Origin of the sequence: Amycolatopsis sp. NPDC005232, assembly GCF_040607795.1 — a bacterium.
Lineage (GTDB): Bacteria > Actinomycetota > Actinomycetes > Mycobacteriales > Pseudonocardiaceae > Amycolatopsis.
The window spans coordinates 14,995-35,851 of record NZ_JBEXHL010000059.1 but is presented as its reverse complement, the minus strand read 5'-3'; the positions used below and the strand labels follow the sequence as shown (position 1 = coordinate 35,851).

Annotated in this window: 16 protein-coding genes and 1 pseudogene; 14 read left to right on the top strand and 3 right to left on the bottom strand. The window is 71.3% G+C overall.

From position 1 onward, the window contains the following. Positions 1 to 138 precede the first annotated feature (138 nt). A complete protein-coding gene (locus ABZU76_RS49330; protein WP_354884740.1) occupies positions 139 to 1,338 on the bottom strand; it encodes a Glu/Leu/Phe/Val dehydrogenase dimerization domain-containing protein in 1,200 nt (399 codons plus the stop codon). Positions 1,339 to 1,458: 120 nt separating this feature from the next. On the opposite strand from ABZU76_RS49330, the gene ABZU76_RS49325 reads away from it, so the two are divergent. The 9 genes from ABZU76_RS49325 (at position 1,459) to ABZU76_RS49285 (ending at position 11,413) form a co-directional block, all read left to right on the top strand. Then, entirely contained in the window at positions 1,459 to 2,385 is a 927-nt protein-coding gene (locus ABZU76_RS49325) for a LysR family transcriptional regulator (RefSeq protein ID WP_285966861.1), read from the top strand. 178 nt (positions 2,386 to 2,563) lie between these two features. Continuing rightward, positions 2,564 to 3,826: a glutamate-cysteine ligase family protein gene (locus ABZU76_RS49320; protein ID WP_354884736.1), complete on the top strand. Its 1,263-nt coding sequence runs from the start codon at positions 2,564 to 2,566 to the stop codon at positions 3,824 to 3,826. Next, a complete protein-coding gene (gene egtB, locus ABZU76_RS49315) occupies positions 3,823 to 5,172 on the top strand; it encodes an ergothioneine biosynthesis protein EgtB (protein ID WP_354884733.1) in 1,350 nt (449 codons plus the stop codon). The genes ABZU76_RS49320 and egtB overlap by 4 nt, the downstream gene beginning before the upstream one ends. A gap of 5 nt (positions 5,173 to 5,177) precedes the next feature. Continuing rightward, positions 5,178 to 5,942 carry an ergothioneine biosynthesis protein EgtC gene (gene egtC / locus ABZU76_RS49310; protein ID WP_354884730.1) on the top strand — a complete coding sequence of 255 codons (765 nt, stop codon included), beginning with the start codon at positions 5,178 to 5,180 and terminating at the stop codon, positions 5,940 to 5,942. Then, a complete protein-coding gene (egtD, locus tag ABZU76_RS49305; protein WP_354884727.1) occupies positions 5,939 to 6,910 on the top strand; it encodes an L-histidine N(alpha)-methyltransferase in 972 nt (323 codons plus the stop codon). The genes egtC and egtD overlap by 4 nt, the downstream gene beginning before the upstream one ends. Next, entirely contained in the window at positions 6,903 to 7,373 is a 471-nt protein-coding gene (locus ABZU76_RS49300) for a nitroreductase family deazaflavin-dependent oxidoreductase (RefSeq protein WP_354884725.1), read from the top strand. Before egtD ends, ABZU76_RS49300 begins: the two co-directional genes overlap by 8 nt. A gap of 112 nt (positions 7,374 to 7,485) precedes the next feature. After that, on the top strand, positions 7,486 to 8,634 hold the full coding sequence (locus ABZU76_RS49295; RefSeq protein ID WP_354884722.1) for an EfeM/EfeO family lipoprotein: 1,149 nt from the start codon (positions 7,486 to 7,488) through the stop codon (positions 8,632 to 8,634). Continuing rightward, positions 8,631 to 9,788: a Dyp-type peroxidase gene (locus ABZU76_RS49290; RefSeq protein ID WP_354884719.1), complete on the top strand. Its 1,158-nt coding sequence runs from the start codon at positions 8,631 to 8,633 to the stop codon at positions 9,786 to 9,788. The genes ABZU76_RS49295 and ABZU76_RS49290 overlap by 4 nt, the downstream gene beginning before the upstream one ends. Continuing rightward, on the top strand, positions 9,785 to 11,413 hold the full coding sequence (locus ABZU76_RS49285) for an alkaline phosphatase family protein (protein WP_354884716.1): 1,629 nt from the start codon (positions 9,785 to 9,787) through the stop codon (positions 11,411 to 11,413). Before ABZU76_RS49290 ends, ABZU76_RS49285 begins: the two co-directional genes overlap by 4 nt. Positions 11,414 to 11,507: 94 nt before the next feature. Here the strand turns inward: ABZU76_RS49285 and acnA are convergent, their stop codons facing one another. Continuing rightward, positions 11,508 to 14,318: an aconitate hydratase AcnA gene (acnA, locus tag ABZU76_RS49280; protein WP_354884714.1), complete on the bottom strand. Its 2,811-nt coding sequence runs from the start codon at positions 14,316 to 14,318 to the stop codon at positions 11,508 to 11,510. 366 nt (positions 14,319 to 14,684) lie between these two features. Between acnA and ABZU76_RS49275 the strand changes: the two genes are divergently transcribed. Next, positions 14,685 to 16,019, top strand: a complete 1,335-nt coding sequence (locus tag ABZU76_RS49275) for an NlpC/P60 family protein (RefSeq protein WP_354884745.1) — start codon at positions 14,685 to 14,687, stop codon at positions 16,017 to 16,019. 19 nt (positions 16,020 to 16,038) lie between these two features. Beyond that, positions 16,039 to 16,449, top strand: a pseudogene (locus tag ABZU76_RS49270) (SMI1/KNR4 family protein); the annotation flags it as partial. Between the two features lie 213 nt (positions 16,450 to 16,662). Here ABZU76_RS49270 and ABZU76_RS49265 read toward each other — a convergent pair. Next, complete coding sequence (locus tag ABZU76_RS49265) at positions 16,663 to 17,448, bottom strand: GNAT family N-acetyltransferase (RefSeq protein ID WP_354884711.1); 786 nt, start codon at positions 17,446 to 17,448, stop codon at positions 16,663 to 16,665. Between the two features lie 401 nt (positions 17,449 to 17,849). On the opposite strand from ABZU76_RS49265, the gene ABZU76_RS49260 reads away from it, so the two are divergent. Genes ABZU76_RS49260 through ABZU76_RS49250 form a run of 3 tightly spaced genes read left to right on the top strand, consistent with a single transcriptional unit; the run spans position 17,850 to position 20,844 of the window. After that, complete coding sequence (locus ABZU76_RS49260; RefSeq protein WP_220240834.1) at positions 17,850 to 18,914, top strand: MoxR family ATPase; 1,065 nt, start codon at positions 17,850 to 17,852, stop codon at positions 18,912 to 18,914. A 5-nt stretch (positions 18,915 to 18,919) separates the two neighbouring features. Next, positions 18,920 to 19,867: a DUF58 domain-containing protein gene (locus ABZU76_RS49255; RefSeq protein ID WP_354884708.1), complete on the top strand. Its 948-nt coding sequence runs from the start codon at positions 18,920 to 18,922 to the stop codon at positions 19,865 to 19,867. Then, on the top strand, positions 19,864 to 20,844 hold the full coding sequence (locus tag ABZU76_RS49250; RefSeq protein WP_220240830.1) for a VWA domain-containing protein: 981 nt from the start codon (positions 19,864 to 19,866) through the stop codon (positions 20,842 to 20,844). The genes ABZU76_RS49255 and ABZU76_RS49250 overlap by 4 nt, the downstream gene beginning before the upstream one ends. Positions 20,845 to 20,857 lie beyond the last annotated feature (13 nt).

Genomic DNA, 20,857 nt, shown 5'->3' with positions numbered 1-20,857 from the left:
GCGGGCGCGGGCGGCCGCCCCCGCCGCCCCCGCGCCCCCTCCCCTCCCATCCCCGCCGCCCCGCGCGCCGGGCGCGGCGGCCCCCCCGGCCGGCCCCGCCCCCCCCCGCGACCCCCGGTCCCGAGGGGCTGCGGCCGGCTACGGGATGAGAAGGGCAGGCGCATCCTCGTTCGCCTGCGTCTCCGCCGCCCGGGCGGCGCGCGTGGTGTCGGCCAGCTGCAGGCCGGTCACTCGCGGCGGCACGCGGTCGAGGTTCCACTCGGCCAGCAGCAGCGCCACCTTCGCCTGCATCTCCGTGCGCAGGCGAAGGAACGAGTCGGCCGGGTCGGCGCCCACCTCGCCGAGCAGCAGCCACCACGCCCACGCGGCGGCACCCGCGTTCGCGACGAAGTCCGGGATCACCGCGACACCCCGTGCGGACAGCGAGGCCTCGGCCTCGGGCGTCGTCGCCGCGTTCGCGGCCTCCACCACGACCTTGGCCTTCACGAGGTTCTCGTTGTCCACGCGCAGTGCGTAGGAGATCGCGGCCGGCACGAGGATGTCGGCGTCGGTCGCCACGACCGCCTCGCGCGGCAGGGTGCGGACGCCTTCGGGCAGCCGCGAGCGGTCCACCTCGCCGAAGCGGTCGCGCAGATCGAGCAGCGCCGGCACGTCGAGGCCCTCGGGGTCGTACAGCGTGCCCGCCGCGTCGGCTACGGCGACGACCTTCACGCCGGCTTCGTGCAGGTACCACGCGGCGCCGCCGCCCATGGTGCCGATGCCCTGGATCGCGACGGTCGTTTCGGCCGCGTCCCAGCCCCACGCCGAGGCGGCGCCAAGGCAGGCTTGCGCCACGCCGTAGCCGCCGATCACGTCACCCAGCAGGAGCCCGCCGGGCACGGGCGCGTTGAGCCCGGCCTGCACGCGCCGCAGCGTGCGCCCGGGATCGGCGGAACGGTGGATCGCGGCGTGGTAGGACTGCTCCAGCCCGAGCTTCTCGAACACGGAGTCGATCAGGTGCTGCGGCACGCCGAGGTCCTCGGCGGTCACCCAGCTGGCGTCGAGCCACGGGCGCAGGAACTCGCAGAACCGCGTGAGCACGCTGAACGCCCGCGGGTCCTTGGGGTCGAAGTCGATGCCGCCCTTGGCACCGCCGACGGGGAGGTTGAACGTGGCCGCTTTGTTCGCCATCCCGCGGGCGAGGTCCTCGACCTCGCCCATCGTGCAGCCCGCCCGCATCCGCGTGCCGCCCGTGGCGACGCCGGACACGAGGCTGTGCACGACCAGGTAGCCGTGCGCGCCGGTGACGGGGTCGGTCCACGTCAGCCTCATCAACGGTTCGGCGTTCGGCGAAAGCATCGGGCCACTCACCTCCAAGAGTCGGGGGCGGCCCTGCTCGGCCGCCGCTTTCGAGGGTGCGGTCGCGACCGCCTTCGCGTCCAGTTAACGAAGCTGCACGAAGTTGTTTAGGGTTTCTGTATGGAGCTTTCGTTGCACCGCCTGCGGATGCTCCGGGAGCTGCGGCGCCGGGGGACGGTCACCGCTGCCGCGGTGTCGCTGCACTACACGGCTTCGGCCGTGTCGCAGCAGCTGGCGCAGCTCGAACGGGACGTGGGCGCGAAGTTGTTCGAACGGCTGGGCCGGCGCGTGCAGCTGACCGAGCTCGGCGTGCTGCTGACCGAGCACGCCGAGGAGATCCTGGGCTCTGTCGAGCGCGCGACGCTGGCGCTGGAGGAAGCGCAGGGCTCGATGTCGGCACGCCTCACCGCCGGGGTGTGGGCGTCGGTGGCGTCCGGCCTGCTGCCCTCGGCCCTCACCGCGCTCGCCGCCGAGTACCCCGGGATCCAGCTGAAGACGCGGGAGCTGGCCCCCGAGGACACCGCGGAGGCGGTGCGCGACGGCACGCTCGACCTGTCGTTCGTGATCGACTATTCCGACGCGCCGACGCGGTGGGACAACGGGCTGGAACGCGCGGTGGTGGCCATCGAACGGCTGCACGCGGCGGTGCCGGCGGGCGCGTTCCCCGCCGGTTCGGTGTCGCTCGACGAGCTGGCCGAGCACCCGTGGATCCTCGCGAGCCCGAAGTCGCACTTCGGCCGTGCGATGCGCATGGCGTGCCACCGCCACGGCTTCTCGCCGAAGATCAACCACGAGGTCGAGGAGCAGTCGACGGCCATGGCCATGGTGGGCGCCGGCCTCGGGGTCACGCTCGTGTCCGACCTCGGGCTGCGGCTGCTGCGGCCGCCGGGCATCGACGTGGTCACGCTGACGACGCCGCTGCTGCGCACGGTGTCGATCGCCTACCGGCGCACCGAGATCCGGCGCCCGGCGTTGCACCTCGTGATCGGCGCCGTGCAGTCCGCGGCCGCGGAGCTCGGATTGGGCACCGAACCTGCCCTGCCCTGATCATCCGGACGGAGCAGCGTGCCGGAACTTCAGGACAAACACCCAGGTCAGGAGTCCTTACGAGAGTCTTGTGGATCTCGCGTGCGCTCGCGGGCACCTGATTTTGTCAGACCCTCCGTGTAGCGTCCGAAGGCGAGAGGTCCCGCCCCGCGGACCTCCTTGACTCGGACGGCGAACGATGACTGCGGTGCACGATTTTCCGGAGAAGTCCGGAAGTGCGTCGAACCTCACCGCGCGGGTGCTTTCGGACCGCGCGGCCGGGGAGGCGTACGTCGCCTCGGTGTGTTTCAAGCACGGCCCACCGAGACTGCTGGGCGTGGAACTCGAGTTCACGGTGCACCACACCGAGGACCCGGCCCGCCCGCTCGACCCCGATGTCCTGGCCACGGCGCTGGGCCCGCACACCCCGCGGACACTGCGCCCCGACAGTCCGGCCACCCCGCTACCGGCAGGCTCTCCCGTGAGCCTCGAGCCCGGGTGCCAGGTGGAGATCTCCGCTCTTCCTCAGGCCTCGCTGCCAGATCTGCTCGCAGTCGTCTCGGCCGACCTCTCCCATCTCGCCAGCCTGCTGGCCCGGCACGGACTCGTGCTCGGCGAGTCGGGCATCGACGCCCACCGTCCGCCCCGGCGCGCCCTGCGCACTCCTCGCTACGCCGCGATGGAGCGCCGGTTCGAGCCGATCGGCGAAGGCGGGATCACCATGATGTGCAGCACCGCCGGGCTGCAGATCTGTGTGGACACGGGGGAAGCAGACCAGATCGCGGCGCGCTGGGAGGCGGCCCACGTGATGGGGCCGCCGCTGCTCGCCGCGTTCGCCAACTCCCGGGTGCACGCCGGTCGCGACACCGGCCTCGAGTCCGCGCGCTGGCTCGCGGTGCTCGAGACCGAACCGGTTCGGACCCATTCGGCCGAGCCTGGTCCAGACCCCGCCGCCGACTGGGGCCGGCGGATGATGGACACGCCGTTGATGGTGCTGCCCCGCGGCGAGCGGCCGTGGGACGCGCCGGACGGGCTCACGTTCGCCGACTGGATCGACGGCCGTGGTGCGGCCGGGATGCTGCGCCGCCCGACGGCGGAGGACCTCGATTACCACCTCACCACGATGTTCACCCCGGTGCGGCCCCACGGGTACCTGGAAATCCGGTACCTCGACGCCCAGCCGCCCGGCGAGTGGCTGACCCCGGTCGCCCTGGTCTGGGCCCTGCTCGCCCGTCCGTCCACAGTGGACGAGGTGCGCCGGTTGTGCGCGCCTGTGGCGGGCCGCTGGGTCGACGCCGCGACCCGGGGTCTTGCCGACGACGCCATCGCCGCCGTCGCGCGCAAGCTCGTGGAACTCGGCATCGCCGAGCTGCCCGCCACGGGCCTGCCGGCCGCAACCATCACGGAGATCACCGAGAGCGTGCGCACACGCGTGAACGGATCGAGGAGTCAGGAGCGATGAGCGTTACCCCGGAACACAACCCGCTGCTGGAGCTGAGCCCGCAGAACCTGCGGGCTCACGCGGCCGAGGCCCTCACCCGGGCGCGGGCGCGCAGCGTCGTCCTCACCGACGCCGTCGACGACGAGGACCTGGTCCGCCAGCACTCGAAGCTGATGTCGCCGCTGGTCTGGGACCTCGCGCACATCGGCAGCCAGGAAGAGCTGTGGCTGGTCCGCGACGTGGGCGGGCGCGAGCCGCTGCGCCCGGACATCGACGACCTCTACGACGCGTTCCAGCACGCGCGCGCCGACCGGCCGGCCCTGCCGCTGCTCGGCCCGGCCGAGGCCCGCGCCTACGTGCGTGAGGTCCGCGAGAAGGCGTTCGACGTGCTGGAGACCGCGCCGCTGGAAGGCAGCCGGCTCACCGAGAGCGCGTTCGCGTTCGGCATGATCACCCAGCACGAGCAGCAGCACGACGAGACCATGCTGGCCACTCACCAGCTGCGCAAGGGCGAGCCGGTGCTGCACGCGCCGGAGCCGCCGCCCGCGCGGGCGGGCCGGCTGCCCGCCGAGGTCTTCGTGCCGGCCGGCCGCTTCACCATGGGCACCACGGCCGAGCCGTGGGCGCTGGACAACGAGCGCCCGGCCCACGAGATCGACGTGCCGGCGTACTTCCTCGACACCGGCGCGGTCACGTGCGGGGCCTACGTCGAGTTCCTCGAGTCCGGTGGCTACGACGAGCGGCGGTTCTGGAGCGAGCCCGGCTGGGCGTATCGGCAGGAGCACGACATCACGGCGCCGCGCTTCTGGCACCGCGAGCCGAGCGGCTGGTGGCGCACGCGGTTCGGCGTGCACGAGCCGGTGCCCGTACACGAGCCCGTGGTGCACGTGTCGTACTACGAGGCCGAGGCGTACGCCGCGTGGGCGGGCAAGCGGCTGCCCACCGAGGCGGAGTGGGAGAAGGCCGCGCGCCACGACCCGGCGACGGGCCGTTCGCGGCGCTTCCCCTGGGGCGACGAGGAACCGACGGCAGAGCACGCCAACCTCGGGCAGCGCCACCTGCGCGCGGCCGAGGCCGGCGCGTACCCGGCGGGGGCGTCGCCGCTGGGCGTGCACCAGCTGATCGGCGACGTGTGGGAGTGGACGAGCACCGACCTCCACGGCTACCCGGGGTTCGTGGCGTTCCCGTACCGGGAGTACTCCGAGGTGTTCTTCGGCCCGGATTACAAGGTGTTGCGCGGGGGTTCGTTCGGCACCGACTCGGCAGCGATCCGCGGCACGTTCCGCAACTGGGACTACCCGATCCGGCGGCAGATCTTCTCCGGCTTCCGCTGCGCCCGTGACGCCCGGCCCGGCGAGATGAACTGAACGGCATGTGCCGGCACCTCGCGTACCTCGGCGCGCTGATCTCGCCCGCCGAGCTCGTGTTCGCGGCGCCCCACGCGCTGCTCGTGCAGTCGTACGCGCCGCTCGACATGCGCGGCGGCGGCTCGGTCAACGCCGACGGTTTCGGCCTCGGCTGGTACCCCGAGCCCGGAGGCGCGCCGCAGCGCTACCGGCGCGCGTCTCCACTGTGGACGGACCAGACGCTGTCCGCGCTGGCCGCCTCGGTCTCGACCACGGCGTTCGTCGCCGCGGTCCGCAACGGCACTACCGGGATGCCGGTGACCGAGGCGGCCGCGGCGCCGTTCACCGACGGGCGGTGGCTGTTCAGCCACAACGGCGTGGTCCGCGGCTGGCCCGGTTCGATGGCCGGGCTGGCGAAGTCCCTCGACGTCACCGAGCTGCTCACGCTCGAGGCGCCGACCGACGCGGCGCTGCTGTGGGCGCTGCTGCGCGCCCGGCTCCGGGACGGAGCCGACCCGCTGGCCGCGGTCACCGATCTGATCGCCGAGGTCGAGGCCGCGGCCCCGGGTTCGCGGCTGAACTTCCTGCTGACCGACGGCACCACGCTGATCGGCACCACGTGGACGCACGCTCTGTCGGTGCGGTCCGTGGCCGGCGGTGTGGTGCTGGCGTCCGAGCCGTGCGACCCGGACCCGGCCTGGACCTCCGTTCCCGACCACCACGCCGTGCGCGTCACCGCGGCCGGCGTCGAACTCCTTCCTCTGACCCTGGATCGGAGCACCACCTCATGACGGAAGTGGATCTCGAAAGCCATCGCCGCGACGTCGCGGGCGAGCTTCGCGCGGACGTGCGAGCGGGCCTGACGGCGGAGCAGAAGTGGTTGCCGCCCAAGTGGTTCTACGACGCCGAGGGCAGCGAGCTGTTCGAGAAGATCACCGAGCTGCCCGAGTACTACCCGACCCGCAGCGAGCGCGAGGTGCTCGCCGCGCGCGCCGGTGACGTCGCTCGGCTCACCGACGCGCACACGCTCGTCGAGCTCGGTTCCGGGTCCAGCGAAAAGACGCGGCTGCTGCTCGACGCGTTGACCGAGCACGGCACGCTCGAGTCGTTCGTGCCCCTGGACGTCTCGGAGTCGGCGCTGGCCGAAGCCGCCGAAGCGATCGCGGCGGACTACCCGAAGCTGGAGGTGCGCGGCGTCGTCGGCGACTTCACCCAGCACCTGAACCTGCTGCCGGGCACCTCGCCGCGCGTGGTGGCGTTCCTCGGCGGGACGATCGGCAACTTCCTGCCCGACGAGCGCGCCGTGTTCCTGCGCTCGGTGCGCGACGTGCTCGACGAGGGTGAGTGGCTCCTGCTGGGCACCGACCTGGTGAAGGACCGCGAAACACTGGAGCGCGCCTACGACGACGCGGCCGGGGTCACCGCCGCCTTCAACGGCAACGTGCTCCGGGTCATCAACTCCCGGCTGGGGGCGAACTTCGACCTCGACACCTTCGAGCACGTTTCGCACTGGAACGCCGAGGACGAGTGGATCGAGATGTGGCTGCGCGCGCGGCACGAGGTCACCGTCGACATCCCGGGCGCCGACCTGCAGGTGCGTTTCGCCGCGGGCGAGCACATCCGCACGGAGATCTCCGCGAAGTTCCGCCGCACGGGCATCGAGGCGGAGCTGGCCGCCGCCGGTTTCGCCGTCGAGCGCTGGTGGACGGACTCCCAGGAGCGGTTCGGGGTGAGTTTGGCAAGATCTGTGCGTGCGTAACCCCCTCGAGCCCTTCGCTCGCAAGCTCGGCACCAGGCCCTTCGTGATGACGCTGTCGCGCGGCATCATCTGGACCGACCAGAAGCTGCACCGCTTCTTCGGCGGGCGGGTGAGTCTGGTCGGCATCGCGGGCCTGCCGTCGCTGCGGCTGACCACGACCGGGCGCAAGAGCGGGCTGCCGCGCAGCACAAACCTGCTGTACTTCCCGCACGGCGACGAATTCGTGCTCACGGGCTCGAACTGGGGCCGGCCGAACAACCCGGCCTGGACCTACAACCTGCGCGCGGATCCCCAAGCGACAGTCGGGATCCGCGCGCGGGTCGTGGAGGTCAAGGCCCGGGAGCTCGAAGGCGCGGAGTACGACCGGATGTGGTCCGAGCTGCTCGCGTTCTGGCCGGGCTACGAGATGGAACGCGCCGCGGCGGGGCGGCCGTTGCCGGTGTTCGTGTTGTCGCGAAAGTGACGGCGTAGGACAGACCGCGCCCCAAAATCGGGCATAACGGGACAGAGCTCTTGTCAGGTGTGTGCGGATACGTGAAAGTGTTCGCCAGAAGTTCACCTGAGGGGAGTTGCCGGTGCGGCGATGGCGCTGGGCGGCGGTGGCCGGCCTGGCCGTGGTTGCCGCCGGCGTCGTGGTGGTCGTCGTCGACGCGGCCGGACCGGACCCCGAGGCCGGGCCGATCGTGGTGTCGCGGTCCGGGTGCGGTGCGGGCTGGGTGGCGCCGCCGCCGGGCCCACAGACGCTGCAGGTGCGCAACACCGGCGCGGTGACCATGGAGGTCGAAGTCGTCGATCCCGCCACCGGCACCGTGTTCGGCGAGCTGGAAGGCGTGGGGTCCGGCACCACGCGAGCTCTGCCGGTGAACTTGGCCGACGGCGCGTACGCGCTGCGGTGCGCGCCGGAAGACGGCACTCCGTTCGTCGGGCCGCAGGTCCGCGTGAGCGGCGGCGCGCAGCGGCCCGGGCCCGCGGTCGTGCCCGTGACCAACGCCGACCTGCTGGAACCGCTGAAGAAGTACCACCAGTACGTGGCCGAAGGGCTCACCACGCTGGCCGGGCAGACGGCCGCGCTCGACAACGCCGTCCACAGTGGAGACCGCGAGGCGAGCGAACGGGCCTGGCTCACCGCGCACCTGACCTACGAACGGCTTGGCGCGGCCTACGACGCTTTCGGCGACGCCGACGGGGCCGTCAACGGCACCACGGCGGGCCTGGCCGGCGGCACGGCGGATCCGGGGTTCACCGGGTTCCACCGTCTCGAGAACGGCTTGTGGCACAACGAGGACCCGGCCACGCTGGAGCCGGTGGCCAGGCAGCTCGACACGAATGTGCGGCAGCTGCGCGCTGCGTTCGGCGACGCGCAGGTCGACCAGAACGACCTCGGCCTGCGCGCCCACGAGATCATGGAAAACACGCTGCAGTTCGAGCTCACCGGCCGCACCGATTACGGCAGCGGGAGCACACTCGCCACGGCCCAGGCCAACATCACCGGCACGCGCGCCGTGCTCGACGTGCTGCGGCCGTTGCTCGTCACCCGCTTCCCGGGGCTGGCGGACCTCGACGCGTGGCTCGATCGCACCGAACGCGATCTGCACGCGGCACCGGGCACTTCTCTGGCGAACCTGACTCAGGCCCGGCGCGAGAAGATCAACGCCGACGTCGCCGAGCTCACCGAGCGCCTCGCGCCGATCGCGGCGATCGCGGAGCCGAGGAGGATCTCGTGACGCTCGGGCGGCGTGCGTTCTTGCGCGGGGCCGCGGGCGCCGGTGCCGGAGCGGGGCTCGTGGGCCTTGCCGGGAGCGCGTCGGCGACCGGGCCGGCGCCGTTCCACGGACCGCGTCAGGCCGCGGTGCTCGCCGAGCCGGCGCGGCATTCGATCGTCGCGGCGTTCGACGTGGTGGCGGAGAACCGGCAGGAGCTGACCCGCCTGCTGCGCGAGCTGACCGATCGCGCCGTGTTCCTCACCGCGGGCGGCGCACCGGCCGCGCTGGGGATCACCGGTCCGCCCGCCGACTCCGGCGTGCTCGGGCCCGAGGTGCCGGCGGGGGAGCTGACGGTGCTGGTGGGCGTGGGCTCGTCGCTGTTCGACGACCGCTACGGCCTCGCCGCCCGCAAGCCCGCGAAGCTCAAGCCGATGCCGGTGTTCCCCGACGACGCCCTCGACCCGCGGTGGTGCCACGGCGACCTGAGCCTGGTCCTCACCGCGGCCGAGCCCGACACCGTGCTGCACGCCCTGCGCGACCTCACCCGGGCCACGCGCGGCGGCATGCAGGTGCGCTGGAAGATCGACGGCTTCACCTCGCCGCCGCGCCCGGCCGGCACACCCCGCAACCTCCTGGGGTTCAAGGACGGGACCGCCAATCCGCAGCCGTCCGAACTGGACCGTCTGGTGTGGACGGACGACGGCGGCAGCTACCAGGTCGTGCGGCTCATCCGGATGCTCGTGGAGTTCTGGGACCGGGTATCGCTGTCGGAGCAGGAGAACATGATCGGCCGGCGCCGCGACACCGGCGCGCCGCTCGACGGCGCGGGCGAACTCGACGTGCCGCGCTACGCGGAGGACCCCGTCGGCACCGTGATCCCGCTGACCAGCCACATCCGCCTCGCCAACCCGCGCACGCCGCGGACCGACGGCGAGCGGATCCTGCGGCGCGCGGTGAACTACGACCGCGGCGTGGACACCAACGGCAACCTCGACATGGGCCTCGTGTTCACCTGCTACCAGCGTGACCTCGAGAGCCAGTTCGAGGCGGTGCAGAAGCGGCTCGAAGGCGAGCCGCTCACGGACTACGTCTCGCCGTTCGGGGGCGGGTACTTCTACCTGCTCCCCGGCGTGACGGATCCGGCCGACCACTACGGCCGGACGTTGCTGGGATGAACGGGAAGGGGCAGGTCGTGGGCAGGAGCAGGAGGAGGACCGCGCTGGCGGCCGGGGCGCTGGGCACGGCCGTGCTGATGGCGGCGGCGTGTGCGAGCAGCGCCGCGTCGCCGGCGGTGCCGGACAAGGCCGTGGACGCGGCGAGTTTCCCGACCACGTCACCGATCAAGCACGTGGTGGTGATCTTCGGCGAGAACATCTCGTTCGACCACTACTTCGGCACCTACCCGGACGCCACCAACGCGAACGGCACCCCGTTCCACGCGGCACCGCACACGCCGAAGGTCAACGGGTTGGACCACAAGCTGCTCACGGACAACCCCAACGCCTACAACCCGAAACGGCTCGCTCCCGACCAGGCGCTGACGTGCGACCAGGCCCACGACTACAACAAGGAACAGGCCGCCTTCAACGGCGGGAAGATGGACAAGTTCGTCGAGAACACCGAGAAGGACAAGTGCACGGGCCAGCCCGTGCTGTTCGGTGAGCCCGGCCTGGTGATGGACTACTTCGACGGCAACACCGTCACCGCGATGTGGAACTACGCCCAGCACTACGCGCTCAACGACAACTCGTTCGACGCCGTCTTCGGCCCGTCCAGCCCCGGCGCGATCAACCTGATCTCGGGCCAGACCCATGGCCTGCAGCCCGTGGACTCGGTCACGGGCGAGCCGAAGGTCGACCCGAACACCGCCGCCTCACCCGACGAACACGGCGTCGGCACGATGATCACCGACCCGGACCCGGCGTTCGACGACTGCTCCGACAAGAACCACACCGCGACCGACAACCTGGGTGCCTTCCAGGGCCGCAACGTCGGTGACCTGCTCAACGCCAAGCACGTCACGTGGGGCTGGTTCGAAGGCGGCTTCAAGCCCACCGGCGCGGCCGGCGGCTACGCGGTCTGCGGCACCCAGCACCCGAACGTCGGCGGGCAGGCGGCCGTGGACTACAGCCCGCACCACGAGCCGTTCCAGTACTACGAGTCGACCGCCAACTCGAAGCACCTGCCGCCGAGCTCGCTCCACGCCGTGGGCCAGACCGACCAGGCCAACCACCAGTACGACGTGAGCGACTTCGACGACGCGCTGCGCGCCGGCACCATGCCCGCGGTCAGCTTCCTCAAGGCACCGTCCTACCAGGACGGTCACGCCGGCTACTCGGACCCGATCGACGAGCAGGCGTTCGTGGTCTCGGAGATCAACCGCATCCAGTCCTCGCCGCACTGGCGCGACACCGCGATCGTCCTCGCCTACGACGACTCCGACGGCTGGTACGACCACGTGCCCTCGAAGATCGTGAACGGCTCGCACGACTCCGCGCAGGACTCGCCGGTGTGCACCTCTCACCCGGTGCGCCTCGGCGGCTACGCCGACCGCTGCGGCTACGGCCCACGCCTGCCGCTGCTGGTGATCTCGCCCTACAGCCGGGCGAACCACGTTGACCACACCATGACCGACCAGACGTCGGTGCTGCGGTTCATCGAGGACAACTGGCGCCTCGGCCGCATCGGCGACGGCTCGTTCGACGCCTTGGCCGCGCCCCTCACCGGAATGTTCGACTTCTCGCACCCGAACGCGAAACCGCTGAAGCTCGATCCGAAAACGGGTGCCGCGGTCCGCTGACGCGCAGCGGACGCAAGAAGCCGCTGGGATACGGCGAAGGCCGCCCCGGGGAATCCCGGAGCGGCCTTCGCTTCGCGCTGGTGGTGCGGGTGGATCAGGCGTTGGTCATCTTGCGCAGCACATACTGCAGGATGCCGCCGTTGCGGTAGTAGTCGGCCTCGCCCGGGGTGTCGATGCGGACGTCGGCGTCGAACTCCACCTTGGTGCCGTCTCCCTTGGTGGCGGTGACGTGCACTGTACGCGGGGTCTCACCATCGTTGAGCTTGGTGATGCCGGAGATGTCGAACGTCTCCGTGCCGTCCAGCTTCAGCGACGCGGCCGACTCGCCTGCCGGGAACTGCAGCGGGATGACACCCATGCCGATGAGGTTCGAGCGGTGGATGCGCTCGAACGACTCGGTGATCACCGCGCGCACGCCCAGCAGCGAGGTGCCCTTGGCCGCCCAGTCACGCGACGAGCCCGAGCCGTACTCCTTGCCGCCCAGCACGACCAGCGGGGTGCCCTGCGCCGCGTAGTTCTGGGCCGCGTCGTAGATGAACGCCTGCGGCGCGCCGTCCTGGGTGAAGTCGCGGGTGTAGCCGCCCTGCACGTCGTCCAGCAGCTGGTTGCGCAGCCGGATGTTCGCGAAGGTGCCGCGGATCATCACCTCGTGGTTGCCGCGGCGCGAACCGTAGGAGTTGAAGTCCTTCCGGTCGATACCGTGCTCGGTGAGGTACTGGCCGGCCGGGGTGTCGGCCTTGATCGCACCGGCGGGGGAGATGTGGTCGGTGGTGACCGAGTCGCCCAGCTTCGCCAGCACCCGCGCGCCGGAGATGTCGGTGACCGGCGCCGGCTCGGCCTGCATGCCCTCGAAGTACGGGGGCTTGCGCACGTAGGTGGACTCGGTGTCCCACTCGAAGGTCTTGCCCTCGGGGGTGGGCAGCGCCTTCCAGCGCTCGCCGCCGTCGAACACGTCGGCGTAGTCCTTGGAGAACATCTCCTGCGTGATCGAGGAGTCGATCGTCTCCTGGATCTCCTGCGGCGACGGCCAGATGTCCTTCAGGAAGACGTCGTTGCCGTCGGTGTCCTGGCCCAGCGGCTGGTTCTCGAAGTCGAAGTCCATCGTGCCGGCCAGCGCGTAGGCGATGACCAGCGGCGGCGACGCGAGGTAGTTCATCTTCACGTCGGGGTTGATGCGGCCTTCGAAGTTCCGGTTGCCCGAGAGCACCGAGACGGCGGTGAGGTCGTTCTCCTGGATCGCGGCCGAGATCTCGTCCGACAGCGGGCCGGAGTTGCCGATGCAGGTGGTGCAGCCGTAGCCGACCAGGTGGTAGCCCAGCTTCTCCAGGTACGGCCACAGGCCGGCCTTGTTGTAGTAGTCGGTGACGACCTGCGAGCCCGGCGCCATCGACGTCTTGACCCACGGCTTGACCGCGAGGCCCTTGTCCACCGCGTTGCGGGCGAGCAGCGCCGCGCCCAGCATCACCGACGGGTTCGAGGTGTTGGTGCACGAGGTGATCGAGGCGATCACCACGGCGCCGTGGTCGAGCACGAACTCGCCGCGCTCGTCCGACTTGACCGTGACCGGCTTGGACGGACGGCCCGACGCGCCGTTGGCGGCCGACTGCACCGGCACGGCATCCTCGTCGGCGAACGACAGGGAAGCCGGGTCGCTCGCGGGGAAGGTCTCCTCGATGGTCTCGTCGACCTTGGTGTGCGGCGCCGGGAACTGCTCCTCCACGTAGTCGTGCACCGACTTGCGGAACGAGTTCTTGGCGTCGGACAGCTCGATGCGGTCCTGCGGGCGCTTCGGGCCGGCGATCGACGGGACGACCGTCGACAGGTCCAGCTCGATGTACTCGGAGAAGACCGGCTCGTGGGACGCGTCGTGCCAGAGGCCCTGCTCCTTGGCGTAGGCCTCGACGAGCGCGACCTGCTCGGCCGAGCGGCCGGTGAGCTTGAGGTAGCGCATGGTCTCGTCGTCGATCGGGAAGATCGCGGCGGTGGAGCCGAACTCGGGGCTCATGTTGCCGATGGTGGCGCGGTTGGCCAGCGGCACCGAGGCAACACCCTCGCCGTAGAACTCGACGAACTTGCTGACCACGCCGTGCTTGCGCAGCATCTCGGTGATGGTGAGCACCACGTCGGTGGCGGTTACGCCGGTCGGGATCTCGCCGGTCAGCTTGAAGCCGACCACGCGCGGGATGAGCATCGACACCGGCTGGCCCAGCATGGCGGCCTCGGCCTCGATGCCGCCGACGCCCCAGCCCAGCACGCCCAGGCCGTTGACCATTGTGGTGTGCGAGTCGGTGCCGACGCAGGAGTCGGGGTAGGCCTGGCCGTTACGGGCCATGACCGTGCGCGCGAGGTGCTCGATGTTGACCTGGTGCACGATGCCGGTGCCCGGCGGCACGACCTTGAACTCGTCGAAGGCGCCCTGGCCCCAGCGCAGGAACTGGTAGCGCTCGCGGTTGCGCTCGTACTCGATCTCGACGTTGCGCTCGAACGCGTCGGCACGGCCGAACACGTCGATGATCACGGAGTGGTCGATGACCAGCTCGGCCGGCGCCAGCGGGTTCACCTTGTCGGGGTCGCCACCGAGGTCGGTGACGGCCTCGCGCATCGTGGCGAGGTCCACGACGCAAGGAACGCCGGTGAAGTCCTGCATGATCACGCGCGCGGGCGTGAACTGGATCTCGATGGACGGGTCGGCGCTGGGATCCCAGCTGCCGAGCGCGCGGATGTGGTCGGCGGTGATGTTCGCGCCGTCCTCGGTGCGCAGCAGGTTCTCGAGCAGGATCTTCAAGCTGTAGGGCAGGCGCTCGGCGCCCTCGACCTTGTTCAGGCGGAAGACCTCGTACGAGTTGTCTCCGACCTTCAGCGTGTCTTTGGCGCCGAAGCTGTCCTTGCTGGTGGGTGCAGTCACGTCTAACTCCAGTGGCGGGGACCCGCGCCGTCGCGGGTGCGGGCCCCGGGTCAGTTCGGTGTGTGTTTCGCGGTCCTCGGGAAGACCGCGTCCGAGTCTTGCGCACCCCCACCGTAGGACCGGAATCGGGATGGCACACCTCGTCGTCGCCGCAAACAGTACGCGTGTCCTGTATTAACTTCAAGACGGCACGCCGAGTGAGCTGGGCCATTCGGACACGCCGAACGTCAGGGGTCCCCCGATGAGGGGAATTGGTGTCTACGGTGTGTGAGTTCCGCCTGAGGCTTGTGATAGTGGTGTGACTGCAGTGGCACGCGGTGTGATCACTGCTGGCAGACGCAGGTGAGCGGGAGGTGGCTGGTCGTGGTGGTCCGGCGTGGACGGGTCTTGCGGCGTGGTCTCACCGTCGGCTCCTTCGCCCTCGTGGTCCTGTTCGGAGCAGCGGGCACGGGCCTGGCGGTGCCGCCGCCCCCGCCCAATCCGAGCGACTCCCAGCTGAACTCGTCGAAGGCCGCGGCCAACGAAAAGGCCGGCGAGGTCGGCAAGCTCACCAACCAGCTCGCGCAGGCGGAGCAGAAGCTCAGCTCGCTGCAGGACGATGTCGAGCTGAAGCAGGAACAGGCCATGAAGGCCCTGGTCGACCTGCAGTCGGCGCAGGACGCCGCGAGCCAGGCCGAGGACGCCGCGAAGTCCGCGCGCACGCAGGCCGACGCCGCGGCGGGCGCGATCGAGAAGGCGCGCCAGGACCTCAAGGAGTTCGCCGCCGCCAGCTTCGAGCAGGGCAGCACGGTCGGCTCCATCTCGGCGTACCTGACCTCCGACAGCCCCAAGGACCTGCTGGCCCGCGCCCAGATCCTCGACTCCATCGGCGGCTCGCGCCTCAACGCGCTCGACCGCCTCCAGCAGGCGCAGACGGACAAGTCCAACAAGGACGCCGCCGCGCGCAAGGCCCTCGACGTCGCGCAGCAGAAGCAGGAAGCCGCCCGCCGGGCGAAGAGCGGCGCCGACGCCGCCCAGGCCGACGCCGTGCAGGCGCAGCAGTCCCAGGCGTCGCAGAACCGGCAGCTGCAGGCGAGCAAGAGCTCGGTGGAGCAGCAGCTCTACGCGGCGCAGTCGAAGGTCAACGGCCTGCAGGGCCAGCGTCAGCGCTACCAGGACTGGGTCGCGCAGAAGCAGCGCGAGGACGAGGAACGCGCCCGCCAGGCCGCGCTCAACGCCTCCAAGGGCGGCGGCCGTCCGGCCTCTTCGGGTGGCGGCGGCCGACCTTCACCGGCCGCTGGTTCGTCGATCGAGGCCGTGATCGCCCGCGCCCTGTCCCAGCTGGGCCGCCCGTACGCCTGGGGTGGCGGCAACGGCAGTGGCCCCACCCGCGGCATCCACGACGGCGGCGTCGCCGACATGTACGGCGACTACCGCAAGATCGGCTTCGACTGCTCCGGCCTGATGATCTACGCCTTCGCCGGCGTCCGGTCGCTGCCGCACTACAGCGGCTACCAGTACACCTCCGGCCGCCGAGTCCCCCTCTCCCAGATGCGCCGCGGCGACATGCTCTTCTGGGGCGGTTCGGGCGGCATCCACCACGTCGCCCTGTACCTGGGCGGCGGGCAGATGGTGGAGGCTCCGCAGTCCGGCTCCTACGTGCGGGTGACCGCGGTGCGGTACGGCGGGATCATGCCGTATGCGACGCGATTGATCGGCTGAGGTCCTAGGCTCGTCCCTCGTGACCTGGGACGGAGTCCGCGACCGGCTGGCGTGGCTGGCGAAGCGGCGGGACGCGCGCTCGGTGTTCGGTGCGAGCGCCCACGGGTTCCGGCTGGCTCCGCCGCTGAGTGAACGTGACGTCGAGGCGGTCGAAGAGCAGTTCGGCGCGCTGTTGCCCGAGCCGTACCGGAGCTTCCTCGTCTCGGTCGGTGCCGGCGGGGCGGGTCCGGGCTACGGGCTGCTGGGTTTCGGTCGGTCGCGTCGGCGCTGGGAGTTCGCCGCCGCCGACCCGCGTGGCGGCGACAGTGTGGACCTGCGGACGGAGTTCTCGCACCGCGAGCTCTTCCAACACGCCGAACGGCCGGACTTCACGAAGATCCCGCCAGAGGGCTGGCCGGAGCTGACGCGTTCGCTCGATGCTCGCGACGAGACCGACACCCACGGCACCGTGCCGCTCTGCCACAGCGGCTGCGGCCACTGCGACCTCCTCGTGGTGACCGGCCCCGACCGTGGCGCGCTGTGGTTCGACCGCGATGCCTCCGATGGCGGCATCGGGCCGCAGGCCGACGACCACGGCCGGATGACCTTCGACCGCGCTGGTACCTCGGCTGGCTCGCGGAGGTCGAGGCCGAGGTGGGCCGGCCTAGGCCGAGGTCCAGACATACGGCGTGGTCGTGGTCACGGCGGTGAAGCCGAGGCGCTGGAGGATCGGGCGGCTCGGCGGGAGCGCGTCGACCTGGAGGTAGCGCGCGCCGCGGGTGTGGGCGGTGGCGGCCCGGTGGGCGACGAGCGCGCGGTAGAGGCCGCGGCCCCGGAAGTCCGGCAGGGTGGCGCCGCCCCAGAGGCCGGCGAAGGTGGTGCCGCCGACGAGTTCCAGGCGGGCCGCGGAGACGAGGCGGCCGGCGGATTCGGCGACGACGTGGACCGTTGTGCCCTCGTTGTCTTCGCGGGCGCGCGCGATGAGGTCGCGGGCGACGGCAGCCTCGTCGCTGCCGAAGACGGTTGCGCTGAGGTGGGCGATGCGCCGCAGGTCGGCCTCGCCGGTGGCTTCGCGAATGGTGACGTCGGCCGAGGGTGCGGCCGAGGGGGAAATCGCCGAGACGGGGGCGATGAGGACCGTTTCGGTTTCCTCCGGTGCGAAACCGGCGGCAAGCAAGCGGTCGGGCAGGTCGGCGGGGCGGTCGTAGGCGCGGGTTTTCCATTCGAAAGCTTCACCGCGTGAGGCGAAGAAGCGGACCTGCCGGTCGATGAGCGCGTCCAGCGAAGGGCCGGTCACGCCGAGGTCCGGCGGGCCCACCACGAAACCACGCCGGGCGCCGAGGATGCGGGTGACGGGGGCGTCGCGGTCGAGGGTTGTGCCCGGTTCCGCGGTGGTCAGCTCGGCGGTGCGGACTTCGGCGTCGTAGGCGGCCAGCAAGGGGTCGGTCATGGGACGACGCTAGCGGTGACGGACGCGGCGATCGTGCTCGGCGGCGGTGTCGCCCGGCGACTGTCCGGTGTGGACAAACCGTCTCGCGGGTGGAAGCCACCGGGGACCGGCCAAGCGTCCACTGTGGATCGGCTGATCGCGCCGACCGCGACGGCACTGCCCTCGGCGACACGGCAGGGGAGGGGCTGCGGGTGCCCCGGACCGCAAGCCGAACCGGTCAAAAGCGACGATCACGACACGCCGCGCGACCTGTGCGGAAACCGCTGACACCGTCTTCACAGCTGTCACACCGCTGATGCGCTTGGCTACCGTGACGGGCCAGCGTGCCGCGCGGACTACGACCACCGGGAAGCAGTACGGTCGCGGGCGAGCCCGGAGGAAGCAGAACCACAGGAGGCAGAGTGACCGAGCCCGGCTACGCCGAGGGCGGGAACGGGCAGCAGCCCGGCACGCCGGCGCGGGACGCCCAGTTGCTGGAACGCACCGTGTTCGAGGTCAAGCGCATCATCGTCGGCCAGGACCGGCTGGTGGAGCGCGTGCTCGTCGGGCTGCTGGCGAAGGGGCACCTGCTGCTGGAAGGCGTGCCCGGTGTCGCGAAGACGCTGGCCGTGGAGACCTTCGCGCGGGTGGTCGGCGGCTCGTTCTCCCGGGTGCAGTTCACGCCCGACCTCGTGCCGGCCGACATCCTCGGCACGCGCATCTACCGCCAGGGCGCCGAGCGTTTCGACGTGGAGCTGGGCCCGGTCGTGGCCAACTTCGTCCTCGCCGACGAGATCAACCGCGCGCCCGCGAAGGTGCAGTCGGCGATGCTGGAGGTGATGGCCGAACGGCACGTGTCGATCGGCGGCCAGACCTTCCCGATGCCCGACCCGTTCCTCGTGCTCGCCACGCAGAACCCGATCGAGAACGAGGGCGTGTACCCGCTGCCGGAGGCGCAGCGCGACCGCTTCCTGTTCAAGATCGTCGTGGAGTACCCCACGGCCGAGGAAGAGCGGGAGATCATCTACCGGATGGGCGTCACGCCGCCGGTGCCCCACGAGGTGCTCAGCCCCAGCGAGCTCGTGCGCCTGCAGGGCGTCGCGTCGCAGGTGTTCGTGCACCACGCGCTGGTCGACTACGTGGTGCGCCTCGTGCTCACCACCCGCACGCCCAACGACCACGGCCTCGCCGACGTCGCGGGCTGGGTCTCCTACGGCGCGTCGCCGCGCGCGAGCCTCGGCATCATCGCCGCCGCCCGCGCGCTCGCGCTGGTGCGCGGCCGCGACTACGTGCTGCCGCAGGACGTCGTCGACGTGGTGCCCGACGTGCTGCGCCACCGCCTCGTCCTGTCCTACGACGCGCTGGCCGACGGCGTGCCCGTGGACCACATCATCACCCGCGTGCTTCAGACGGTGCCCCTGCCGCAGGTCTCGGCCCGGCCGCAGGGCGGGACCGGGCCGGTGCCGGCGGGCGCGCCCGTCAGGTAGTCGGCGTGGCAGGGAAGGCGCAGAAGGACCAGCGTCCCGGGTGGGCGCCCCCGGTGCTGCGCGGTGACCGCCTGGAGGCGGGGCTGCGCACGCTGGAGCTCGACGTCCGCCGCCGGCTCGACGGGCTGCTGCAGGGCAACCACCTCGGCCTGGTGCCGGGCCCCGGCTCAGAGCCGGGTGAGGCGCGGCCGTACCAGCCGGGCGACGACGTGCGGCGGATGGACTGGGCCGTCACGGCCCGCACGACGACGCCGCACATCCGCGAGACGGTGGCCGACCGCGAGCTGGAGACGTGGGTGGTCGCGGACATGTCCGCGAGCCTCGATTTCGGCACCGCGCTGTGCGAGAAACGCGACCTGGTGGTGTGCGCGACGGCCGCCGTCGCCCACCTCACCGGCGGGGGCGGCAACCGCATCGGCGCGCTGGTGTCCAACGGCCAGGGCGTGAACCGCATCCCCGCGCGCGGCGGGCTCGCCCACGCGCGCGGCCTGATCCGGCGGCTGGCCGAGACCCCGCGGGCGCCCGAGGGCGTCCGGGGCGATCTCGCCGACGCGCTGGAGCAGCTTCGCCGTCCGCCCCGCCGGCGCGGCCTGGGCGTGGTGATCTCGGACTTCCTGGGACCCACCGACTGGCAGCGGCCGCTGCGCGCGCTCGGCGGGCACCACGAGCTCATCGCCATCGAAGTTCTCGACCCGCGCGACGTGGACCTGCCCGACGTGGGCACCGTCGTCCTGGCCGACCCGGAGACAGGGAAACAGCGCGAAGTGCACGCTTCCGCCTTGCTGCGCAAGGAGTTCGGCGCCGCGGCGCACGCCCACCGGCAGGACGTCGCGGCGGGGCTGCGCCGCGCGGGTGCGGCGCACCTGGTGCTGCGCACCGACTCCGACTGGATCGCCGACATGGTGCGGTTCGTGGTCGCGCGCAAGCGCCGCTGGTCGGGTGGTGTCGCATGAGCCTCGGCGGCTTCACTTCACCGTGGTGGTTCCTGCTGCTGATCGTGGTGGCGGCCGTGGCCGTCGCATACGTGCTGGCCCAGCGAGCGCGGCGCAAGCGCGTGATGCGGTTCGCGAACCTGGAGCTGCTCGACAAGGTCGCGCCGAAGACGCAGGGCTGGATCAGGCACCTGCCGGCGGTGCTGATCGTGTTGTCGCTGCTCGTGCTCACCGTGGCGCTGGCCGGGCCGACGGCGGAGCAGAAGGTGCCGCGCAACCGGGCCACCGTGGTGCTGGTGATCGACGTGTCGCTGTCGATGGAGGCGACCGACGTCGCGCCTAACCGGCTGAAGGCGGCGCAGGACGCGGCCAAGCAGTTCGCCGAGAACATGACCCCGGGCGTGAACCTCGGGCTGATCTCCTTCGCCGGTACCGCGACCGTCCTGGTCAACCCGACCACCGACCGCGCCGGCGTGGTGAAGGCGATCGACAACCTGAAGCTCGCGCAGTCGACGGCCACCGGTGAAGGCATTTTCGCGGCCATGCAGTCGATCGAGAGCTTCTCGGCCGTGGTCGGCGGCGCCGACGGTCCGCCGCCCGCGCGCATCGTGCTGATGAGCGACGGCAAGCAGACCGTGCCGGAGGATCTCTACGCCCCGCGCGGCGCGTACACCGCGGCGCAGGCCGCGAAGCAGGCGCAGATGCCGATTTCGTCGATCTCGTTCGGCACCACGCATGGTTCGGTCGACATCGAGGGCAAGCCGCAGGACGTGCGGGTGGACGACGACTCCTTGAAGGAGATCGCGCGGCTGTCCGGCGGAGACTTCTACAAGGCGGCCAGCGCCGACGAGCTGAAGAAGGTCTACGCCGACCTCGGCGAGCAGATCGGCTACGAGCTCAAGAACGCCGACGCGAGCAAGCCGTGGGTCGTGATCGGCACCCTGGTGCTGATGATCGGGGCGGCTGCCGCGTTGCTGATCGGCCAGAGACTCCCGTAGCGAGCTGCGAATT

Coding starts and splice junctions, on each gene's coding strand:
- egtB (WP_354884733.1), top strand. CDS start 3,823: ATGAGCGTTACCCCGGAACACAACCCGCTGCTGGAGCTGAGCCCGCAG.
- ABZU76_RS49325 (WP_285966861.1), top strand. CDS start 1,459: ATGGAGCTTTCGTTGCACCGCCTGCGGATGCTCCGGGAGCTGCGGCGC.
- ABZU76_RS49250 (WP_220240830.1), top strand. CDS start 19,864: ATGAGCCTCGGCGGCTTCACTTCACCGTGGTGGTTCCTGCTGCTGATC.
- egtD (WP_354884727.1), top strand. CDS start 5,939: ATGACGGAAGTGGATCTCGAAAGCCATCGCCGCGACGTCGCGGGCGAG.
- ABZU76_RS49265 (WP_354884711.1), bottom strand. CDS start 17,448: ATGACCGACCCCTTGCTGGCCGCCTACGACGCCGAAGTCCGCACCGCC.
- ABZU76_RS49330 (WP_354884740.1), bottom strand. CDS start 1,338: ATGCTTTCGCCGAACGCCGAACCGTTGATGAGGCTGACGTGGACCGAC.
- ABZU76_RS49285 (WP_354884716.1), top strand. CDS start 9,785: ATGAACGGGAAGGGGCAGGTCGTGGGCAGGAGCAGGAGGAGGACCGCG.
- egtC (WP_354884730.1), top strand. CDS start 5,178: ATGTGCCGGCACCTCGCGTACCTCGGCGCGCTGATCTCGCCCGCCGAG.
- ABZU76_RS49320 (WP_354884736.1), top strand. CDS start 2,564: ATGACTGCGGTGCACGATTTTCCGGAGAAGTCCGGAAGTGCGTCGAAC.